The sequence below is a fragment of the Stenotrophomonas sp. 107298_Sma genome (genome assembly GCF_056480345.1).
Genome location: NZ_CM151094.1, coordinates 1,631,967 through 1,648,357, shown reverse-complemented (window position 1 = coordinate 1,648,357; position 16,391 = coordinate 1,631,967). Strand labels below are relative to the sequence as shown.

The following is a 16,391-nucleotide window of genomic DNA, read 5'->3' as shown; positions in this document are numbered from 1 at the left end:
CCGGCCCTCAACGCAGCAGCAACGATGGATCGGAGCGGACGACACTGCGCACCGCCATGATGCTCGACAGCATGGCCATCACCGCCACCAGTGCCACGCATCCGATGATGACCATCGGCGTCAGCTGCACCGGTACGCGCTGGGTCTGCGCGATCAGCAACACCGCGGTACTGAAGGCCGCCGCCAACAACATGCCCACGCCGCCGATCAACAGTGCCTGCTCGAACACCACCCGCGCCAGCGCATAGCGACCGGCACCGAGGGCATTGAGCGTGGCGTACTCGCGTACCGAACCGGCCACCACCGAAGCAAACGACTGGTTGGTGATCACCGCACCGACAAAGCAGACGATAACCGCCATGAACAACACCGCGATGCCGGCACCGGTATCGAACAGCCAGTATTGCTGCGAGCGGCTGGCGAACTCCGGTGCGGTCCAGAACTCGACCGGCGTTGCCTGCCCCATCGACGCGGCCAGACGATCACGCACGCCGTTGGCCAGGTCCGGCGAGCGCAGGCCCGCAACGAAATAGGTGCTGCCCTCATGCGGATCGGTACCGGCGATGGCGCGCGCGGTATCCAGCGAAGCCAGTACGTTGACGCCACCAAGGCCACGCAGGCCCGCTTGTGCGGCAACCACGCGCACCGCCTTGCCGTTGATCCAGGCACGGTTGTTCTGCAGGTCCACGCCCAGCGTATCCAGATCGGCACTGTCGACGATCACCGCACCCGGCTCGCGCAGCTGCGCGCGCAGGTCGGCGGGCAGGATGCGCGCGAACATCATCGCATCGTCCTGCGTGGAGATACCCGACAGGTACACCGACACGTTGCCGGTACCCTGCGCGCTGGAACGCCATTCGCCATCGACCCATTCGTAGGGCTCGACGCGGGTGACATCCGGGTCCATGCGCAGGTGACTTTCGACATCCGCGCTGATTGCATGGCCGTAGTTCACGCTCTGGGTGCCGGGAAAGCCGGCCCAGATATCAGCGGAGGATGCCTTCACGTAGATCGCGGCGGTACCGAAGATGCCCAGTACCAGCGCCGCCTGCACGATCAGCAACACCCCGGCGAAACACATTGCCAGCACTACCGGCAGGAACCGGCGCCACTCATAGGCCAGGGTCTTTCGGGCCAGCGCGATCATTGCTGTTCGCCCTCACCCTCAGCCGGCAGCGGTGCACCACCAAGCGCGCGGTACAGCGAAGCAAACGCGAGCACGCGCGCGCCCTGCGCACCGATCAGATCGGCCTGCGAGGCCAGTGCGGCACGCTGAGTGTCCAGCCCATCGAACTCGCTGGACAGGCCCAGCTGCACCTGCCGCGCCTGGCGCTTGACCTGCTGGCCGGCGGCATCATTGGCCGCACGCAGCGACTGGATGCTGCTGTCCTGGCGTGCAAGGCTGCCGAGCGCGCCTTCCACCTCACTCACGCCTTCCAGTACCGCTTTGCGGTAACCGAGCAGCGCGGCATCCAGCTGCTTTTCATCGGCATTGAAGCGCGCGCGACGCTGGCCCCAGTCCCACAGCGGGATATCGATGTACGGGCCGATCGAGGGACTGGAGTCGGAGTTGGAGCGGGCGTTCTGGGTGAGGTTGTAGGCATACAGGATCGAGCCGCCGAGGCTGACCCGCGGATACATCGCAGCGCGTGCGGAGCCCTTGCTCGCCGCCGCCTGCATCACCTCCGATTCGGCCAGCAGAATTTGCGGGCGATGACGCAGCAGATCCGCCGGCACCTGCTGCAGCGAGAACGTACCCAGCTTTGGCGGCGTGCGATAGGCCTGCCAGGTCGGATCCGGGCCGTCGCGGCCCAGCAGCAGGGCCAGCGCACGGGCAGCGTTGTGCGCATTCTCGCGCGCCTGCGCCGTAGCTGCCCGGGTCGCCGCCTGGCGTGCACGCAGACGATCAAGTTCGCCCGGCTCATCCAGGCGCAGGCGCTGGCGCACCAGGGCCAACTGTTCGCCGCGATCATCCACAGCCTGCTGCCGGGCCAGCAGGTCCTGCTGGGCGTGTGCCACGGTCAGGTCGAGATAGTTGCGCACCACGTCGGCGATCACCGCCACCTGCGCGGCGCTACGCAGCGCCTCGGCATTGCCAGCCGAGGCCTGCGCGCTCAGCTGCGCACTTTCGGCGGCGCCGAACAGGCCCAGGTCCCATATCGCTTCGATGCCGGCATGGAAATAGGTGTCGACTGCGGCGGCATCCTGCACCTGCTTGGCGCTGGCTGAGATTTCCGGCAGGAAGCGCGAATCCGAAGTGCCGGCGACGATCCGAACGGCCTGCAGGCGCAGCGTGGCCTGCTGCAGATCGAGGTTGCCGGCGATGGCCTGATCGACCAGCCCGTCCAGCGCCGGGTCGGACAGCGCTTTCCACCATTGCTTGGCGTCGACGGCCACACCCTGGCTCTGTGGCACCTGGGTCCAGGTGCTGGGCGTGCGGTCAGGCAGGTCCGGAACCGGCACCGACATGCAGCCGGCCAGGGCCAGGCTGGCCAGAAGCGCGCCGGGGCGCAGCACCGCATGCAGGGAGAATCCGCGCCCGGTCCTGGGCACTGCCACTGGAGTGATACGCCTGACCACCAGCCCGCCAACGTGTAGAAGGAGCATGAAGGCTACCGTGCGATTGTGGAGCGAACATGGAGAATTGGTCCGAAAAAGGTCACAGCACGCGTGCGGTTCAGGCAATGCTGCCCCAGCCTTTCACCACGCTTTCAGCGCGTTCTCGACACGGAACACTGGACGGCTTTCACGACGTATTGCACATTGCGGCACTGCCTTGCTTCGGTGCTGCCTGCCCGTGAAACGCCCCCGCCGCTGGCTACTGATTGGCTCGATCACGACAGTGACTGTCGGCGTGATCGCGCTCGTCCTGACCACCCCACTGATCTCGAACGCCATGCTGCTACTGATGGAGCGCAGCAACTTCATCCCCGGTGAATCTTCGATCTTCACGTTCGAGCCATATGCCATCAACCAGGGATCGTCGAACTACTGGTTGTACGGAAAGGATCGAACCTACTATTACCACTTCACCTACGAAGACGATGTTCCCTACGTCTACATCCCGCAGGACAACCGCTGCCCTGGTTTCGACCGGCAGGATGCCCTGACCTGGTGCAGCGCCCTGCCCGGCAAGGCACGCTAGCGCGGCAGTGGTGCAACCGGTGTGACAAACGAAAAACGCCCCCTTGCGGGAGCGTTCTTCTTGAATCTGGAGCGGGAAACGAGACTCGAACTCGCGACCTCAACCTTGGCAAGGTTGCGCTCTACCAACTGAGCTATTCCCGCAGATTCCGTTCGACCTGCGTCGAAGGAGCGCTATTGTGTCGATATTGCTGCACGGCGTCAACAGGAATTTTCACGTGACGTGAGGGGCAGCGTTCAGGCGTCCCCGCCTGCTCTCTTCACGTGCGCAGGCCGCGGCGATGGAAGTAGATCTGCTCGGCGATGCGCCGCGTGGCGGCCGTGTGCAGCAAGGCATTGAGCGGCCAATCGGCCTGCAGGTGGTCCATCCCCCAGCGCAGCAGGCGCTTGCCATGGAATGCCGGCGCCACCTGCTGGGCCACCCGTTCCGCTTCCGGCCCTTGGCCACGCAGATGGCGGGCAATCGCCTCGCCGACCGCCCAGCCATGCCGCCACGATGAGTGGATGCCCCCGGCGGACAACGGCGAGACGATGCCTGCGGCGTCGCCGGTCAGGATCAGGCGAGGGCCGGTGATCGGCCCATCCGGCCGACCACACGGCACCAGCCCGGCGCGGGTGGCCGATGGACGCGCAGAAGGCGGAATGCCGACCACATCGCGCACATGCTCAAGGAAGCCATCGATATCAGGCGGCCGCACCTGATTCGGGTCATGGCGCAGCGCCAGGCCGACCTGCAGCCCGGTCGGGTTCTGTGCGACCCAACCGATGTAGCCCGGTGCAAAGCGCTTGCTGACGAAGCAATGCAGTGCATCGCCCTGGGGTAGCTGCAGGCCGGCGAACTCACGTTCGACGCCATGGAGATTGTCGCGCACGTGGCCGAGGCCGGTGCGCTGGGCCACGCGCGAACGCGCACCATCGGCGCCGACCAGATAGGCGCATCGCCCTGCCCCTTCCACCTGCCAGCCATCACCGCTGCGATGGGCGTCGGTGAAGGAGTGCTGCAGGCGCAGGTCGACACCATTGGCCGTCAGTTCGCTGGCCAGCCAGCGCATCAGGCTCGGCGTATCGGTGGTGAGGAAGTAGTAGCCCGGTGCGGCCAGCAGCACGCTGCGCAGGTTCGGCGCATACAGGCGCACATTCGCGACGCGTTGCACCAGGTGTTCGGGCATGCGCCCCAGCCAGGTCTGCTCCATCGCTTCCTTCACCACGATGCCGGTGGTGTGCAGGCGCTCGCCGGGATCGGCTTTGCGTTCGAGCACGCAGACGCGCAAGCCGTACTGGGCGGCGGCCAACGCACAGGCGGCACCGGCGAAACTGGCGCCGACAATGATCACATCGTGGTCGTAGGCGGAGGATTGATGAGGCATCGCGGCGTCACCCTGGGAAAGAAGGACGCAGCATCGAACCTTCGCGTGGTGCGGCGATGGGGTGGCGGTGAAGTGGGGATGAAGCGCGTTGGACGCAAACGAAAAACGCCCCCTTTCGGGAGCGTTTTCCTGAATCTGGAGCGGGAAACGAGACTCGAACTCGCGACCTCAACCTTGGCAAGGTTGCGCTCTACCAACTGAGCTATTCCCGCTTGGGAGGCGAAATTCTACCTATTCCAAGGATGACGTCAAGCGCTTTTTTCGGAGATCTGCGATGCGCCTGACATTGCGTATCCACGCCATGCGTGGATAGGCGCATCGATGGGGTCAGTGCCCTTTCCTGCGGAAAGGGATCCGACCCCGGGGCTCAGTTGCCCAGCTTCTTCTGCCGCGCCCGCTCGCGCGCAGCGCGCTCGTCATCGCGCAGGCTCGGCCAGGCGGCATGCAGGTACTGCAGGCCCGACCACAGGGTCAGCACCGCGGCAATCGCCAGGGTCCAGTCGCCGATGTGGAACACCGGCCAGCCCATCCAGATGTCCTGCACCGGCACGTTCGGCGCCACCGAATACAGCAGGCACAGCAGTGCAACCATCTGCGCCGTGGTCTTGACCTTGCCGATCATCGCCACGCGCACCTTGGCGCGCTGGCCCAGCTCGGCCATCCACTCGCGCAGCGCTGACACCGCAATCTCGCGGCCGACGATGACCGCCGCCCAGAACGCCATCCACGGCGTCGGGTGGCCCTGCACGATCAGGAACAGCGCCACTGCCACCATCAGCTTGTCTGCGACCGGGTCGAGGAAAGCGCCGAAGGCCGACTCCAGCTGGTAACGGCGTGCGATCCAGCCATCGAGCCAGTCGGTGATCGCGGCCAGGCCGAAGATCGCCGCCGAAGCGAAGTTGGTCCAGGTGTAGGGCAGGTAGAACACCAGCACCAGCACCGGGATCATCACGATCCGCAACAAGGTCAGCCAGGTGGGCAGGGTCAACTTCATGCTTGCGTGCTTCTCTCTCTACTCGGCCGGATCAGGCGTGGCCAACCCGTGCAGGTTAGCGTAGATACGTGCCGCGAGGGCGTCATTGATGCCTTCCACCTTGGCGATTTCCGCTTCACCAGCGGCTTTCAGGCCTACAAGACCACCGAAATGCTTGAGCAGGCTGGCACGGCGGCGCGGGCCGATACCGGGAATGTCCTCCAGCTTGCTGGTCATCCGTGCCTTCTGGCGGCGGCCGCGGTGCCCGGTGATGGCGAAGCGGTGGGCCTCGTCGCGCACCTGCTGGATGAACTGCAGCGCCGGGTTGGCCGCGCCAGGACGCAGCTCGCGGCCATCGGGCATCACCAGCGCTTCGTGGCCGGCACGGCGCTCCACGCCCTTGGCCACGCCCACCAGCAGCACGCCTTCCACGCCGAGGTCGGCCAGCGCGGCCTGCGCCTGCGCAAGCTGGCCGGCACCACCATCGATCAGCAGCACGTCCGGCAGCACGCCCTGCTCTTCCACTGCACGGCGGAAGCGGCGGTCGATGGCCTGGCGCATGGCGGCGTAATCGTCGCCCGGCTCGATGCCGCTGATGTTGAAGCGGCGGTACTGCGCACGCACCGGGCCGGCGGCGTCGAACACCACGCACGACGCCACGGTGGCCTCGCCCAGCGTATGACTGATGTCGAAGCATTCGACCCGCTTGACCGGCTCTGCCAGACCCAGCATGTCGCGCAAGGCATCGCTGCGCGCGTGCTGCGCATTGCGGCTGTTGAGTTCGGTGGCCAGGGTCAGCTGCGCGTTGCGGCTGGCCAGTTCCACGTAGCCGGCGCGCTCACCGCGCACGTTCCACTTCAGCTGCACCTTGCGCTCGGCCGAGGCCGACAGCGCGGCGACCAGCAGGTCGGCGTCGGGAATCTCGCGGTCCAGCAGGATCTCGCGCGGCGGTTCGAATTCGATGTAGTACTGCGAGACAAAGGCGGCCAGCACTTCTTCCGGGCTTTCTTCGCCATTGGTGCGCGGGAAGAACGGGCGGGTGCCGAGATTACGACCATCACGGAAGGCCAGCAGCAGCACGCAGGCCTGCGAGCCCTGCATGGCCACGGCCAGCACGTCCAGGTCGGCGGCGCGGCCATCCACGTACTGGCGGGTCTGCATGCTGCGCAGTGAAGAAATCAGGTCGCGCAGGCGTGCGGCCTGCTCGAACTCCAGCGCCTCGCTGGCGGCCTGCATCTGTTCGCCCAGTTCGCGGGTCAGCTCGTCGCTCTTGCCTTCCAGGAACAGCGCGGCGCGGCGCACCGATTCGGCGTACTCCGGCGCCGGCACCAGCTCCACGCACGGCGCACTGCAGCGACCGATCTGGTACTGCAGGCACGGCCGCGAGCGGTTGCGGAACACGCTGTCCTCGCAGCTGCGCAGCTTGAACAGCTTGTGCATCAGGTTCAGCGTTTCGCGCACGGCGGTAACGCCGGGGTACGGCCCGAAGTAGCGACCGGGAATGGCACGCGGCCCACGATGCAGCGCGATGCGCGGCCAGTCCTCGCGGGTCAGCAGCACATGCGGGTAGGTCTTGTCGTCGCGCAGCGAGACGTTGTAGCGCGGCGACAGCGATTTGATCAGCTGGTTTTCCAGCAGCAACGCCTCGGCTTCCGAGCGCGTCACGGTCACGTCCATGCGCGTGATCTGCGAGATCATCGACATGATCCGCGCGTTCTTCGGGCTGCCGTTGAAGTAGCTGCCGACACGGTTGCGCAGCGCGCGCGCCTTGCCGACGTACAACAGGGTGTCGTCGGCAGCGTACATGCGGTACACGCCGGGGGCGGTGCTGAGCTGGGCCGCGAAGGCCTTGCCGTCGAAGACCGGAGCGGATACGTCGGTCATTCGCTGATCGGGACTTCGCTGAGCACGCCGCTGTCGGGGTCGAAACGCAGCACGGCGTGGGCATCGGTCTCGGCGATCCACACCGCGCCCGCACCGGCTGCCAGACCGGCCGGACCATGCAGGCGGCGCGGCAGCGGCTGGGTGGTCAGTTCACCACCGCCGAGGCGCAGGGTGCGCAGGCGGCCGTTGCCCGTATCCGCGATCCACAGCAGTGGCGCATCCGGGCTCAGTGCCATCGCCTGGGGAAACTGCAGGCTGGCCTGGGTGCGTGGGCCGTCCTCATTGCCGAAGCGCCAGGGCCCCTGCCCGACCAGCGTCTGCACCAGGTCGCCACGCAGCTGCAGCGCACGGATCGAGGAACCCAACGCGTCGGCCACGTACAGCACCTGCTGCACCACGGCCAGTGCGGTGGGCTGGGCAAAGGCAGCCAGGTGGCCGCTGCCATCGCGTTCGTCGATGGAACCGCTGCCGGCGCGCCACTGCAGGCTGCGCTGGCCCAGGTGGTAGCTCCAGATGCGGTTGTCACCGGCCATGGCGATGTGCAGCTGGTTGTCGGCGATGGCCAGGCCGACCGGATGATCCAGCGACACCTGCCTGGCCTGTGCGACCGGACCTTCCACCGGCGCACCGGGACGGCCGTTGCCGCACAGGGTATCGACGATCCCGGTCAACAGGTTGATGCGGCGCACGGCATGGTTGCCGGTGTCGGCGACGTACAGCGAATCGCGCTCCAGCACCAGCGCCTGCGGGCGGTGGAAGGCCGCCTCGGCGAGGTTGCCATCCATGAAATCGGCGGTGCCCAGACCGAACTGGCGCAGGATGCGGCCACCGTGGCTGCATTCGAGGATGCGGTGATGGCCGCTGTCGGCGATGTACAGGCGTTCGGTGCTGACCGCCAGGCCGAGCGGGAAGCGCAGCGCGTGGCGCGGCTCCGGATGCAGTTCGCTGCCACCGCGCGGCGGCGCCGATGGCGCGCCCTCGCACAGTGCATTCAAGGCACGCTCCAGTTCACCCGGCGCGCCCTGCCCGACCAGCCGTTGTTGTTCGCGCCCCTGCGCATCCAGCAGCACCATGGTCGGCCAGGCGGTGACACCAAAGCGGCGCCAGCCATCCCAGTCGGCATCAAGCAGCACCGGCATCGTCAGCCCCTGGCGGCGCAGCAGCTTCAGTGCGGCACCGGCCTCGCGTTCGAAATCGAAGCGAGGCACCTGCAGCACCAGCGGTTGCAGCTTGCCGGGGTGGCGCGACAGCCATTGGCCGAACTCGGCCAGGCGTTGCGCGCTCCAGGCGGAAGCCGCGTTGACGAACAACAGCGCCACCGGCCGACCGCGCAGTTCGGTCAGGGTGCAGGGGGTGGCATTGAGCCAGGTGGCGAACTCGGGCAGGTCCGGGACGGGCTGGACGTTCATGGCCCGATTATGCCGGAGTCGGCGTCATGCAACAGTCGTGCCACGGCACGTTTTGCAGCATCATCGACCAGTGTCCAGACCTGTTCGAAGTGATCGTTGCCGCCGGTGTAGGGGTCCGGGATCGCGACCCGGCCCTCTCCGCCGGACCACGGCAGGTACAGCGCCAGGCGTTCGCGCTGGGCGGGTGTGGCCAGGCGACCTGCATCGCGCAGGTTGGCTTCGTCGGCGCACAGAATCCAGTCGAAGCGGTCGAAATCCACGGCCTGCAGCTGGCGCGCACGCAGGCTGCCAATGCCCACGCCGTGCCCGGCCGCGCAGGCGATCGCGCGCCGGTCCGGCGGCTCACCCACGTGCCAGTCGCCGGTGCCCGCCGAATCAACCTGCACCCGCCCCGCCAGCGGCGAGGCCTCCAGGCGTGCGCGCAGCGCACCTTCGGCCATCGGCGAACGGCAGATGTTGCCGAGGCAGACGACCAGCAGCTTCATCGTGCGGCCATTGCCTGCAGCAGCACTTCGGCGCGCTCCAGGTCGTCCGGGGTGTCGATGCCGGGCGGGAACGGTTCCGGCGAGATCGCCACGCTGATCGGATAGCCAGCTTCCAGCACGCGCAGCTGCTCCAGTGACTCGACCTGCTCCAGCCGGCCCGGCGGCATCGCGGCGAACTGCTGCAGGAAACCGGCACGGTAGCCGTAGATGCCGATGTGGCGCAGCCAGGCATGGCCCTCCGGCAACGTGCCCCGGCTGCGCGCGAAACCATCGCGGTGCCAGGCGATCGGTGCGCGGCTGAAGTACATCGCCTCGTTGCGCACGTTGCGTACCAGCTTGACCACATTGGGGTCGAACAGGGTGTGCGCGTCTTCAACAGTGGTCGCCAGGGTCGACATCGGCGCATTGCCACCGACCAGTGCCTCGGCCACCGCACGGATGCCGGCCGCGGGTGCGAACGGCTCATCGCCCTGCAGATTGACCACAACGGTGTCGTCGGCCCAGCCGGCAATGCGCGCGCATTCGGCCAGGCGGTCGGTGCCGGACGCATGCGAGGCGGCGGTCATCGCCACCTTCACTTCGGCCAGGCCGGACAGTGCGTCGGCGATGCGTTGATCGTCGGTGGCGACCCAGACCTCGCCGGCACCGGCCTGCAGCGCGCGGCGCGCCACATGCAGCACCAGCGGCTCACCGCCCAGCAGGCGCAGCGGCTTGCCCGGCAGCCGCGAGGCGGCATAGCGGGCCGGAATGGCGACGACGAATTCGGTCATGCGGGCGGTACTCGGCAGGCTCGTTACAACGGGAATGCGGCCGGCGGCGCGTGAATGCAAGCGCCGCTGCGCCACTCAGTTCGGTCGCAGCTTGTCCAGGCGGTCGGTCAGCGCCACCCAGAACGCGGCAGGCAGCTCGGCACGCAGCGGAACCGCGTAGTGCCAATCATTGCCAAACGCACGGCATTTCACCGCGTCCTTCTCGGTCATCAGCACCGGCAGCTGGCTGCCGAAGGACAGGTCCTGCGGCTGGTAGGCCTGATGATCGGCGAAGGCATGCGGCACCACGCCGATGCCACGCGCGCGCAGCATGTCGAAGAAGCGCTGCGGATGCGCGATACCGGCCACGGCGTGCACGCGCTGGCCCTTGAAGTACGCCAGCGGGCGCGCACGGCCACCGGCCAGTGGCTGCGCGCTGTCGATGTGCAGCGCCATCGGCCATTGGCCGAAGCCACAGGCCTGCGTCGCGGTCTCTTCGTCGGCCTGGCCCAGATTCACTACACGGAAGTCGCATTCGCTGGCACGGCTGACCGGTTCGCGCAGCGGCCCGGCCGGGATCATCCGGCCATTGCCGTAGCGGCGCTGGGCATCGACTACTTCAATCTCGATGTCGCGCGCCAGCCGATAGTGCTGCAGGCCGTCGTCGCAGACGATCACGTCGCAACCGGCTTCGATCAGGGCCTTGCCTGCAGCCACTCGGTCGCGGTCCACCCGCACCGGCACGCCGGTCTTCCAGGCGATCAGCACCGGCTCATCACCGCCCTTGGCGGTCGGCGTGTCGGCCTGTACCCACAGCGGTTTGTCGGCGTCTTCGCGGCCGTAGCCACGGCTGGCCACGCCCGGCTTCCAGCCAGCGGCTCGCAGGCGCTCCACCAGCGCGATGGTCAGCGGCGTCTTGCCGGTGCCACCGGCGGTGATGTTGCCTACCACGATGACCGGCACCGGCAGCGTGTAGTGCTTGCGCCAGCCGCGCCGGTAGGCACGCCGGCGCAACGCGGTGACACCGGCGTACAGCGGCGCCAGCAGGCGCATCGCCCACGGAACCGGGCTGCCGTCGTACCAGTACGGCGGGGTCTGGGTACCCTTGCCGGCCATCAGTCCTGCCTTTCGCGGAACTGCATGCTGTGCAGATGCTGGTACAGGCCGCCCATGGTCAGAAGCTCCTTGTGGGTGCCACGCTCGACGATGCGGCCGTGGTCCATCACCAGCACCTGGTCGGCATGCTCGATGGTCGACAGGCGGTGCGCGATGACCAGCGTGGTGCGCTCGGGCATCAGGCGCTGCAGCGCGTCCTGCACCAGGCGCTCGGATTCGTTGTCGAGCGCGGCGGTGGCTTCGTCGAGGATCAGGATCGGCGCATCGCGCAGGATCGCGCGGGCGATCGCCAGGCGCTGGCGCTGACCGCCGGACAACAGCGCGCCGTTCTCGCCGACCGGGGTCTGCAGCTGCTGCGGCATGCGCGCGATGAACTCCCACGCATTGGCCGCTTCGGCCGCCGCACGGATCTGTTCGTCGGTCGCGTCCATGCCATAGGCGATGTTGGCGCCGATGGTGTCGTCGAACAGCATGACCTTCTGCCCGACCATTGCCACCTGGCGGCGCAGGTCGGCCAACGGATAGTCGTCCAGCGCCACACCATCCAGCGTGATGCGCCCGCCGCTGGGCTCGTAGAAGCGCGGCACCAGCCGGATCAGGCTGGTCTTGCCACTGCCGGAGCGTCCGACGATGGCGGTGACCGTGCCCGGCTTGGCGACGAAGCTGATGTCATCCAGGGCAATGCCACTGTCTTCGCGGTAGCGCAGCATGACGTGCTCGAAGGCCAGTTCGCCGCGTACGCGCTGCGCTGCATTGCGGCCTTCGTCGCGCTCGACCGGCATGTCGAGGATGTCGAACAGGCGCTCGGCAGCGGACACGCCACGGGAAATCGAGGACTGCACGCTGGTCAACCGGCGCAGCGACGGAATGATCGCGGTCATCGAGATCATCAGGCCCATGAACTGGCCGGCGTTCAGGCGCCCCGCCAAGGCTTCACGGGTCGACACCCAGACGATCACCGCCAGGGCCAGCGCAGCCAGGAACTGGACCACGCTGGAGGCACCGGCACGGGTGATTTCCACCTTCATGTTCAGTGCCAGCATGCGGTTGGCCAGGCGCGAGTAACGCGACATCTCATGCTGCTGGGTGCCGTGCACCTTCACTTCCTGCTGCGCGGCCAGCGACTGCTCGGCGGTCTGCGCCATCGTACCCATGCCGTCCTGGATGCCGCGGCTGATACGGCGGTAGCGCTTGCCGACGTAGGACACGATCACGCCGATCATCGGCACCACCACCAGCATCGCCACGGTGACCTTGACGCTCATCTGCAGCATCACTGCCAGCATGGCGATGATGGTCAGGGTATCGGCCACCACGGTCTTGAGCGCATCGGCGCTGGCCTGGGTGACCTGCTCGGTGTCGAAATTCAGGCGACTGACCATCACCGGCGTCGATTCGGTATCGAAATGCGAGGACGGCAGGTGCAGGTACTTGGCCAGCACCTGCTCACGCAGGTCGCGCACCACGCTGCGGCCGGTCTTGGCCAGCGCGTAGTCGCTGACCCAGGTGGCGGCGCTGCGCATCAGGAACAGGCCGAGGATGGTCAGCGGCAGGATCACCGCCATTCTGGGCTCGGGATTGACGAAGCCGCGATTGACCAGCGGCTCCATCAGCTTGGTGAAGTGGTAGCCGGCCACCGACTCCACCACCATGGCGATGACGGCGGCAACCATCAGGCCCCAGTAGGCGCGGGTATACCCCAACAGACGTTTGTAGATCGGCCACACCGGCGCGTGTTTGGAACTCATGGACGCACCTCGGGTGCTGTTGCAATGGCAATACGGCGGAAACCGAGCTGACCCAGCGCATCCTGCGCGGTCACCACGGCCTGGTAGGGAGTGCGTGCGTCGGCGCGTAACAGCACCGGCTGCGTGCGGTCGCTGCCGGCCACGGCGGCGATGGTCTGCTTGACCGACTCGACGTCGCTGCGCAGCACTTCCTGGTCATTGATGAAATAGCGGCCTTCGGCGTTGATCAACACGCTGAGCGAGCGCGGCGGTTCGTTGCTGGGCTGATCGCTGGCGGTCGGCAGCTGCACCTGCAGCGTCGAGCGCGCATCGAAGGTGGTGGTGACCACGAAGAAGATGATCAGCACCAGGATGACGTCGATCAGCGGCACCAGGTCGATATGCGGCTCATCCTGGGATCGGTCGTTGCCGATACGCATCGATCAGGCCTTTGCCGTGGCAGCATTGGCTGGACGTGCGGCCGGGGCCGGGTTCAACACCCCGGGACGGCCGTCGAGCGTATCCAGCAGCGCGCTGGCTTCCTGCTCCATCTCCACCACATAGCCGTGGATGCGGCCCTTGAAGTAGCGGTGGAACATCAGTGCCGGAATGGCCACGATCATGCCGGTGGCGGTGCACACCAGTGCCTTGCCGATGCCACCGGCCAGCTGGTTCACATCACCCACGCCGTGGTCGAGGATGCCCAGGAACATCTGGATCATGCCGATCACCGTGCCCAGCAGGCCCAGCAACGGGCCGGCCGAAGCAATGGTGCCCAGCGCGTTGAGGAAGCGTTCCATGCGGTGCACCAGGTGGCGGCCGGTGTCTTCGATGCGTTCACGGATCTGGTCACGCGGCCGGTTGCGCGCTTCCAGCGCAGCGGCCAGCAGCGCGCCCAGCGGCGAGTTGCTGCGCAGGGTCTGCAGGTGGGCCGGGTCGAGCTTGCCGCGTGCCGCCCAGTTGCGCACTTCCTGGCCGAGGCCGGGCGGCAGCACTTCAGTACGCCGCAGGGACCAGAAACGCTCCAGGATGATCGCCAAAGCCAGTACGCCCAACAGCAGCAGCGGCACCATCGGCCAGCCACCGGCCTTGACCAGTTCCCACACGTTTCAACCCTCCGGCCCAGCGGCCGCTTGTTCAATCGGCGATAGGATAGCAGCCGACCGCGCCCGCCCAGCGGCATCCCACCACCGGGATGCGTGGATACGCTGTTCACGCAGCTGCAGCCCTTGTGCGCCAAGCCATACGCGGATTGCACCGGAATCGGCCGTGGCCAGCACTTCGGCCCCCTGCGCCTGCCAGCGCCGGACCACGTCCGGGCGGGGATGGCCGAAGCGGTTCTGGTGGCCGGCCGAAACCAGCGCCAGCCGTGGTGCTACCGCGGCCACCCACGGGCCGCTGGAGCTGCCGCCGCTGCCATGGTGCGGCACCAGCACCACGTCCGCCTTCAGTGCCGTTGGGGACGCCTGCAGCAGCGCCTGCTCGGCCGGCTGACCGATATCGCCGGCCAGCAGCACCACGCCATGGCGGCTGGCGATGCGCAGCACGCAGCTGTCCTCGTTCTCGGCGTGGCGGCTGCCGGGCGCCGGGTGCAGCACCTGGAAATCGACCCCGTCCCACTGCCAGCGCAGCCCCTGCTGGCACGGCCGGGTACCGGCGATGGCGCTGCCCGGTGGCGCCAGCAGCTGCAGCCCCGGCAGCTGGCGACGCAGGCTGGGCAGGCTGCCGGTGTGGTCGAGGTGATCGTGGCTGAGCATCACCTGCTGCGGCGGCGCCTGCCCCAGCGCGCGCAGGGCCGGGATCAGGATCCGCTCGTTGCCATCGCCGCCGGTCGGCGGCCCGACGTCGTACCAGAGTGCGTGCCGCGCGGTGCGCAGCAGCACCGCCGTGCCCTGGCCAACATCGTGCACCAGCAGTTCCAGCTCCCCTTCCGCCGGTGTCTCACGTGCCGGCCACAGCAGCGGCAGGCATAACAGCAGGCCGGCCAGGCCGCCGCCGTTCCCGCGAGGCAGCAGCCACCAGAACACCCCCAGCAACGCTGCGGGTACCGCCCAGCGCGGCGCCTCGGCCAGCCACCACATCGCCTGCGGATGCAGGGCCAGCGGCTGCAGGGCCTGCCAGCTGAGCTCGAACAGCCCAGCAGCGGCGCGCCATGCCCAGCGCCCCGCCCCGTCGTGCAGCGCATGCAGCCCAGTCCCCAGCAGCGACAGCGGCACTACCAGCAGCGTCCACCAGGGGATGATCGGCAGGTTGACCAGCGGGCCCAAGCGGGCAGTGCCGCCAAACAGCGCCACGCACAATGGCAGCAGGCCGAGGCTGGCCACCCCCTGGGCGGACAGGAATCCGCGCAGGCCACCACCGACGCCCTCCGGCCCGCTGCGGGGCAGGCACCACAGCAGCCACAGCACGCCACCGAAGCTGAGCCAGAAACCGGCGGCCAGCACCGACAGCGGTGCCGGCAGCAACATCACCACGGCAGCCAGTGCCAACCCCTGCCCCGCGCCGACCGGACGACGCCCGGCGCGAGCCAACGCAACCACGCCGATCATCAGCGCGGCGCGCACCGTGGGCAACGCGCCGCCGGCGACCACCGCGTAGATTACCGCCGCCAATGCGGCGCCCCACGCGGCCGCCTGCGGCCTTGGCCAGCGGCGGGCCAACCATGGGCACAGCCACCACAGCCCCCGGCACAACATCACGCCAAAGCCGGCAACCACACCGACATGGAATCCGGAGATGGCGACCAGATGGGTCAGGCCCAGAGCGCGCAGGTGTTCCCAGTCGGTATCGGACAAGCCGCGGGTATCGCCCAGTGCCAGCGCCTGTACGAAGCGAGCGGCAGGACGGGCCACCTGGGTGGCGATGGCAGCACTGCTGCGCTCGCGCCAGGCCGGCAGGCCGTGCGCGGGTCGCCGCTCACGCGCACTCGCCGGATCGCGCACCGTACCGGTGCCGGATATACCCCGCAGCAATGCATGGCGCTCGCCGTCAAAGCCTCCAGGATTGATCCGCGAACGCGGTGCCCGCACCCGCAGCGACAGCTCCCAGTGCGCGCCAGCTTGAACCGCATGGCGCCCACCATCGGTACCGCTCGCAGGCGGTCCACGCCATGGATCGTTCCAGGTGATCTGCAGGCGCTTGCCACGCAACGAGGGCAGCGCATCGGCCTCGTCGACCTTCAACACGAAACGGGTATAGCCGGGGCCACTGTGTGGAAGATCAACCACTCGGCCAAGGACCTGCACGTCCTGCGCGGGCCCTCCGGGTAGAAGCTGGCCCTGCAGGACCCAGTGTCCGTGCAATGCCGCCCACGACAGGCCGAACAGCGCAGCCGCCCAGGCGCGGCCGCGCCAAGGCACGATCCAGCCTGTGGCGCTGGCAATGGCCAACGGCATGCACAGCCACAGCGGCGGCAGCACCGGCAGCTGCACGCAGGCCAGCGCACCCAGCACCAGACCGGCGGCACAACCACTGCCAAACAGCGGTGGGGCGGATCGTTCGGCGACCATCACCCCAGCCTGGCGCCGGGGCAGCAGC

14 protein-coding genes and 2 tRNA genes are annotated in these 16,391 nt (G+C 67.8%); 1 reads left to right on the top strand and 15 read right to left on the bottom strand.

Annotated elements, in window-relative coordinates; all coding sequences use genetic code 11:
• Positions 1–7: 7 nt before the first annotated feature.
• Positions 8–1,147: an ABC transporter permease gene (locus ACZK2G_RS07705; protein ID WP_136638760.1), complete on the bottom strand. Its 1,140-nt coding sequence runs from the start codon at positions 1,145–1,147 to the stop codon at positions 8–10.
• Entirely contained in the window at positions 1,144–2,607 is a 1,464-nt protein-coding gene (locus ACZK2G_RS07700; protein WP_428709137.1) for an efflux transporter outer membrane subunit, read from the bottom strand. The genes ACZK2G_RS07705 and ACZK2G_RS07700 overlap by 4 nt, the downstream gene beginning before the upstream one ends.
• A 190-nt stretch (positions 2,608–2,797) precedes the next feature.
• On the opposite strand from ACZK2G_RS07700, the gene ACZK2G_RS07695 reads away from it, so the two are divergent.
• Positions 2,798–3,145, top strand: a complete 348-nt coding sequence (locus ACZK2G_RS07695) for a hypothetical protein (protein ID WP_248298462.1) — start codon at positions 2,798–2,800, stop codon at positions 3,143–3,145.
• 67 nt (positions 3,146–3,212) lie between these two features.
• Here the strand turns inward: ACZK2G_RS07695 and ACZK2G_RS07690 are convergent.
• From ACZK2G_RS07690 to ACZK2G_RS07630, 13 genes are all read right to left on the bottom strand, one after another.
• A tRNA-Gly gene (locus ACZK2G_RS07690) sits at positions 3,213–3,288 on the bottom strand.
• 116 nt (positions 3,289–3,404) lie between these two features.
• Positions 3,405–4,511 (bottom strand): NAD(P)/FAD-dependent oxidoreductase, encoded by a 1,107-nt coding sequence (locus tag ACZK2G_RS07685; protein WP_478475115.1) that lies wholly within the window; start codon positions 4,509–4,511, stop codon positions 3,405–3,407.
• A gap of 136 nt (positions 4,512–4,647) precedes the next feature.
• Positions 4,648–4,723 (bottom strand) — tRNA-Gly (locus tag ACZK2G_RS07680).
• A gap of 155 nt (positions 4,724–4,878) precedes the next feature.
• On the bottom strand, positions 4,879–5,505 hold the full coding sequence (pgsA, locus tag ACZK2G_RS07675) for a CDP-diacylglycerol--glycerol-3-phosphate 3-phosphatidyltransferase (protein ID WP_004152330.1): 627 nt from the start codon (positions 5,503–5,505) through the stop codon (positions 4,879–4,881).
• 18 nt (positions 5,506–5,523) lie between these two features.
• Complete coding sequence (gene uvrC, locus ACZK2G_RS07670) at positions 5,524–7,368, bottom strand: excinuclease ABC subunit UvrC (RefSeq protein ID WP_046984501.1); 1,845 nt, start codon at positions 7,366–7,368, stop codon at positions 5,524–5,526.
• On the bottom strand, positions 7,365–8,777 hold the full coding sequence (locus ACZK2G_RS07665; protein WP_046984502.1) for a nhl repeat protein: 1,413 nt from the start codon (positions 8,775–8,777) through the stop codon (positions 7,365–7,367). Before ACZK2G_RS07665 ends, uvrC begins: the two co-directional genes overlap by 4 nt.
• A complete protein-coding gene (locus ACZK2G_RS07660) occupies positions 8,774–9,262 on the bottom strand; it encodes a low molecular weight protein-tyrosine-phosphatase (RefSeq protein WP_136638763.1) in 489 nt (162 codons plus the stop codon). Before ACZK2G_RS07660 ends, ACZK2G_RS07665 begins: the two co-directional genes overlap by 4 nt.
• A complete protein-coding gene (gene kdsB, locus ACZK2G_RS07655; RefSeq protein ID WP_478475112.1) occupies positions 9,259–10,032 on the bottom strand; it encodes a 3-deoxy-manno-octulosonate cytidylyltransferase in 774 nt (257 codons plus the stop codon). Before kdsB ends, ACZK2G_RS07660 begins: the two co-directional genes overlap by 4 nt.
• Before the next feature lie 75 nt (positions 10,033–10,107).
• The gene (lpxK, locus tag ACZK2G_RS07650) at positions 10,108–11,127 is read right to left on the bottom strand and encodes a tetraacyldisaccharide 4'-kinase (protein WP_046984505.1); all 1,020 of its coding nucleotides are present in this window, start codon (positions 11,125–11,127) and stop codon (positions 10,108–10,110) included.
• A complete protein-coding gene (gene msbA, locus ACZK2G_RS07645) occupies positions 11,127–12,875 on the bottom strand; it encodes a lipid A export permease/ATP-binding protein MsbA (RefSeq protein ID WP_136638765.1) in 1,749 nt (582 codons plus the stop codon). Before msbA ends, lpxK begins: the two co-directional genes overlap by 1 nt.
• The gene (locus tag ACZK2G_RS07640; RefSeq protein ID WP_046984507.1) at positions 12,872–13,294 is read right to left on the bottom strand and encodes an ExbD/TolR family protein; all 423 of its coding nucleotides are present in this window, start codon (positions 13,292–13,294) and stop codon (positions 12,872–12,874) included. The genes msbA and ACZK2G_RS07640 overlap by 4 nt, the downstream gene beginning before the upstream one ends.
• 3 nt (positions 13,295–13,297) lie before the next feature.
• A complete protein-coding gene (locus ACZK2G_RS07635) occupies positions 13,298–13,960 on the bottom strand; it encodes a MotA/TolQ/ExbB proton channel family protein (RefSeq protein WP_046984508.1) in 663 nt (220 codons plus the stop codon).
• 3 nt (positions 13,961–13,963) lie between these two features.
• Positions 13,964–16,363, bottom strand: coding sequence for a DNA internalization-related competence protein ComEC/Rec2 (locus tag ACZK2G_RS07630; RefSeq protein ID WP_046984509.1), 2,400 nt, complete (start codon positions 16,361–16,363; stop codon positions 13,964–13,966).
• Positions 16,364–16,391: the final 28 nt, after the last annotated feature.

Excerpts from the sequence above, each read along its gene's own strand:
- ACZK2G_RS07705 (WP_136638760.1), bottom strand. The coding sequence starts at position 1,147 with ATGATCGCGCTGGCCCGAAAGACCCTGGCCTATGAGTGGCGCCGGTTC.
- ACZK2G_RS07700 (WP_428709137.1), bottom strand. The coding sequence starts at position 2,607 with ATGCTCCTTCTACACGTTGGCGGGCTGGTGGTCAGGCGTATCACTCCA.
- ACZK2G_RS07685 (WP_478475115.1), bottom strand. The coding sequence starts at position 4,511 with ATGCCTCATCAATCCTCCGCCTACGACCACGATGTGATCATTGTCGGC.
- pgsA (WP_004152330.1), bottom strand. The coding sequence starts at position 5,505 with ATGAAGTTGACCCTGCCCACCTGGCTGACCTTGTTGCGGATCGTGATG.
- uvrC (WP_046984501.1), bottom strand. The coding sequence starts at position 7,368 with ATGACCGACGTATCCGCTCCGGTCTTCGACGGCAAGGCCTTCGCGGCC.
- ACZK2G_RS07665 (WP_046984502.1), bottom strand. The coding sequence starts at position 8,777 with ATGAACGTCCAGCCCGTCCCGGACCTGCCCGAGTTCGCCACCTGGCTC.
- ACZK2G_RS07660 (WP_136638763.1), bottom strand. The coding sequence starts at position 9,262 with ATGAAGCTGCTGGTCGTCTGCCTCGGCAACATCTGCCGTTCGCCGATG.
- kdsB (WP_478475112.1), bottom strand. The coding sequence starts at position 10,032 with ATGACCGAATTCGTCGTCGCCATTCCGGCCCGCTATGCCGCCTCGCGG.
- lpxK (WP_046984505.1), bottom strand. The coding sequence starts at position 11,127 with ATGGCCGGCAAGGGTACCCAGACCCCGCCGTACTGGTACGACGGCAGC.
- msbA (WP_136638765.1), bottom strand. The coding sequence starts at position 12,875 with ATGAGTTCCAAACACGCGCCGGTGTGGCCGATCTACAAACGTCTGTTG.
- ACZK2G_RS07640 (WP_046984507.1), bottom strand. The coding sequence starts at position 13,294 with ATGCGTATCGGCAACGACCGATCCCAGGATGAGCCGCATATCGACCTG.
- ACZK2G_RS07630 (WP_046984509.1), bottom strand. The coding sequence starts at position 16,363 with ATGGTCGCCGAACGATCCGCCCCACCGCTGTTTGGCAGTGGTTGTGCC.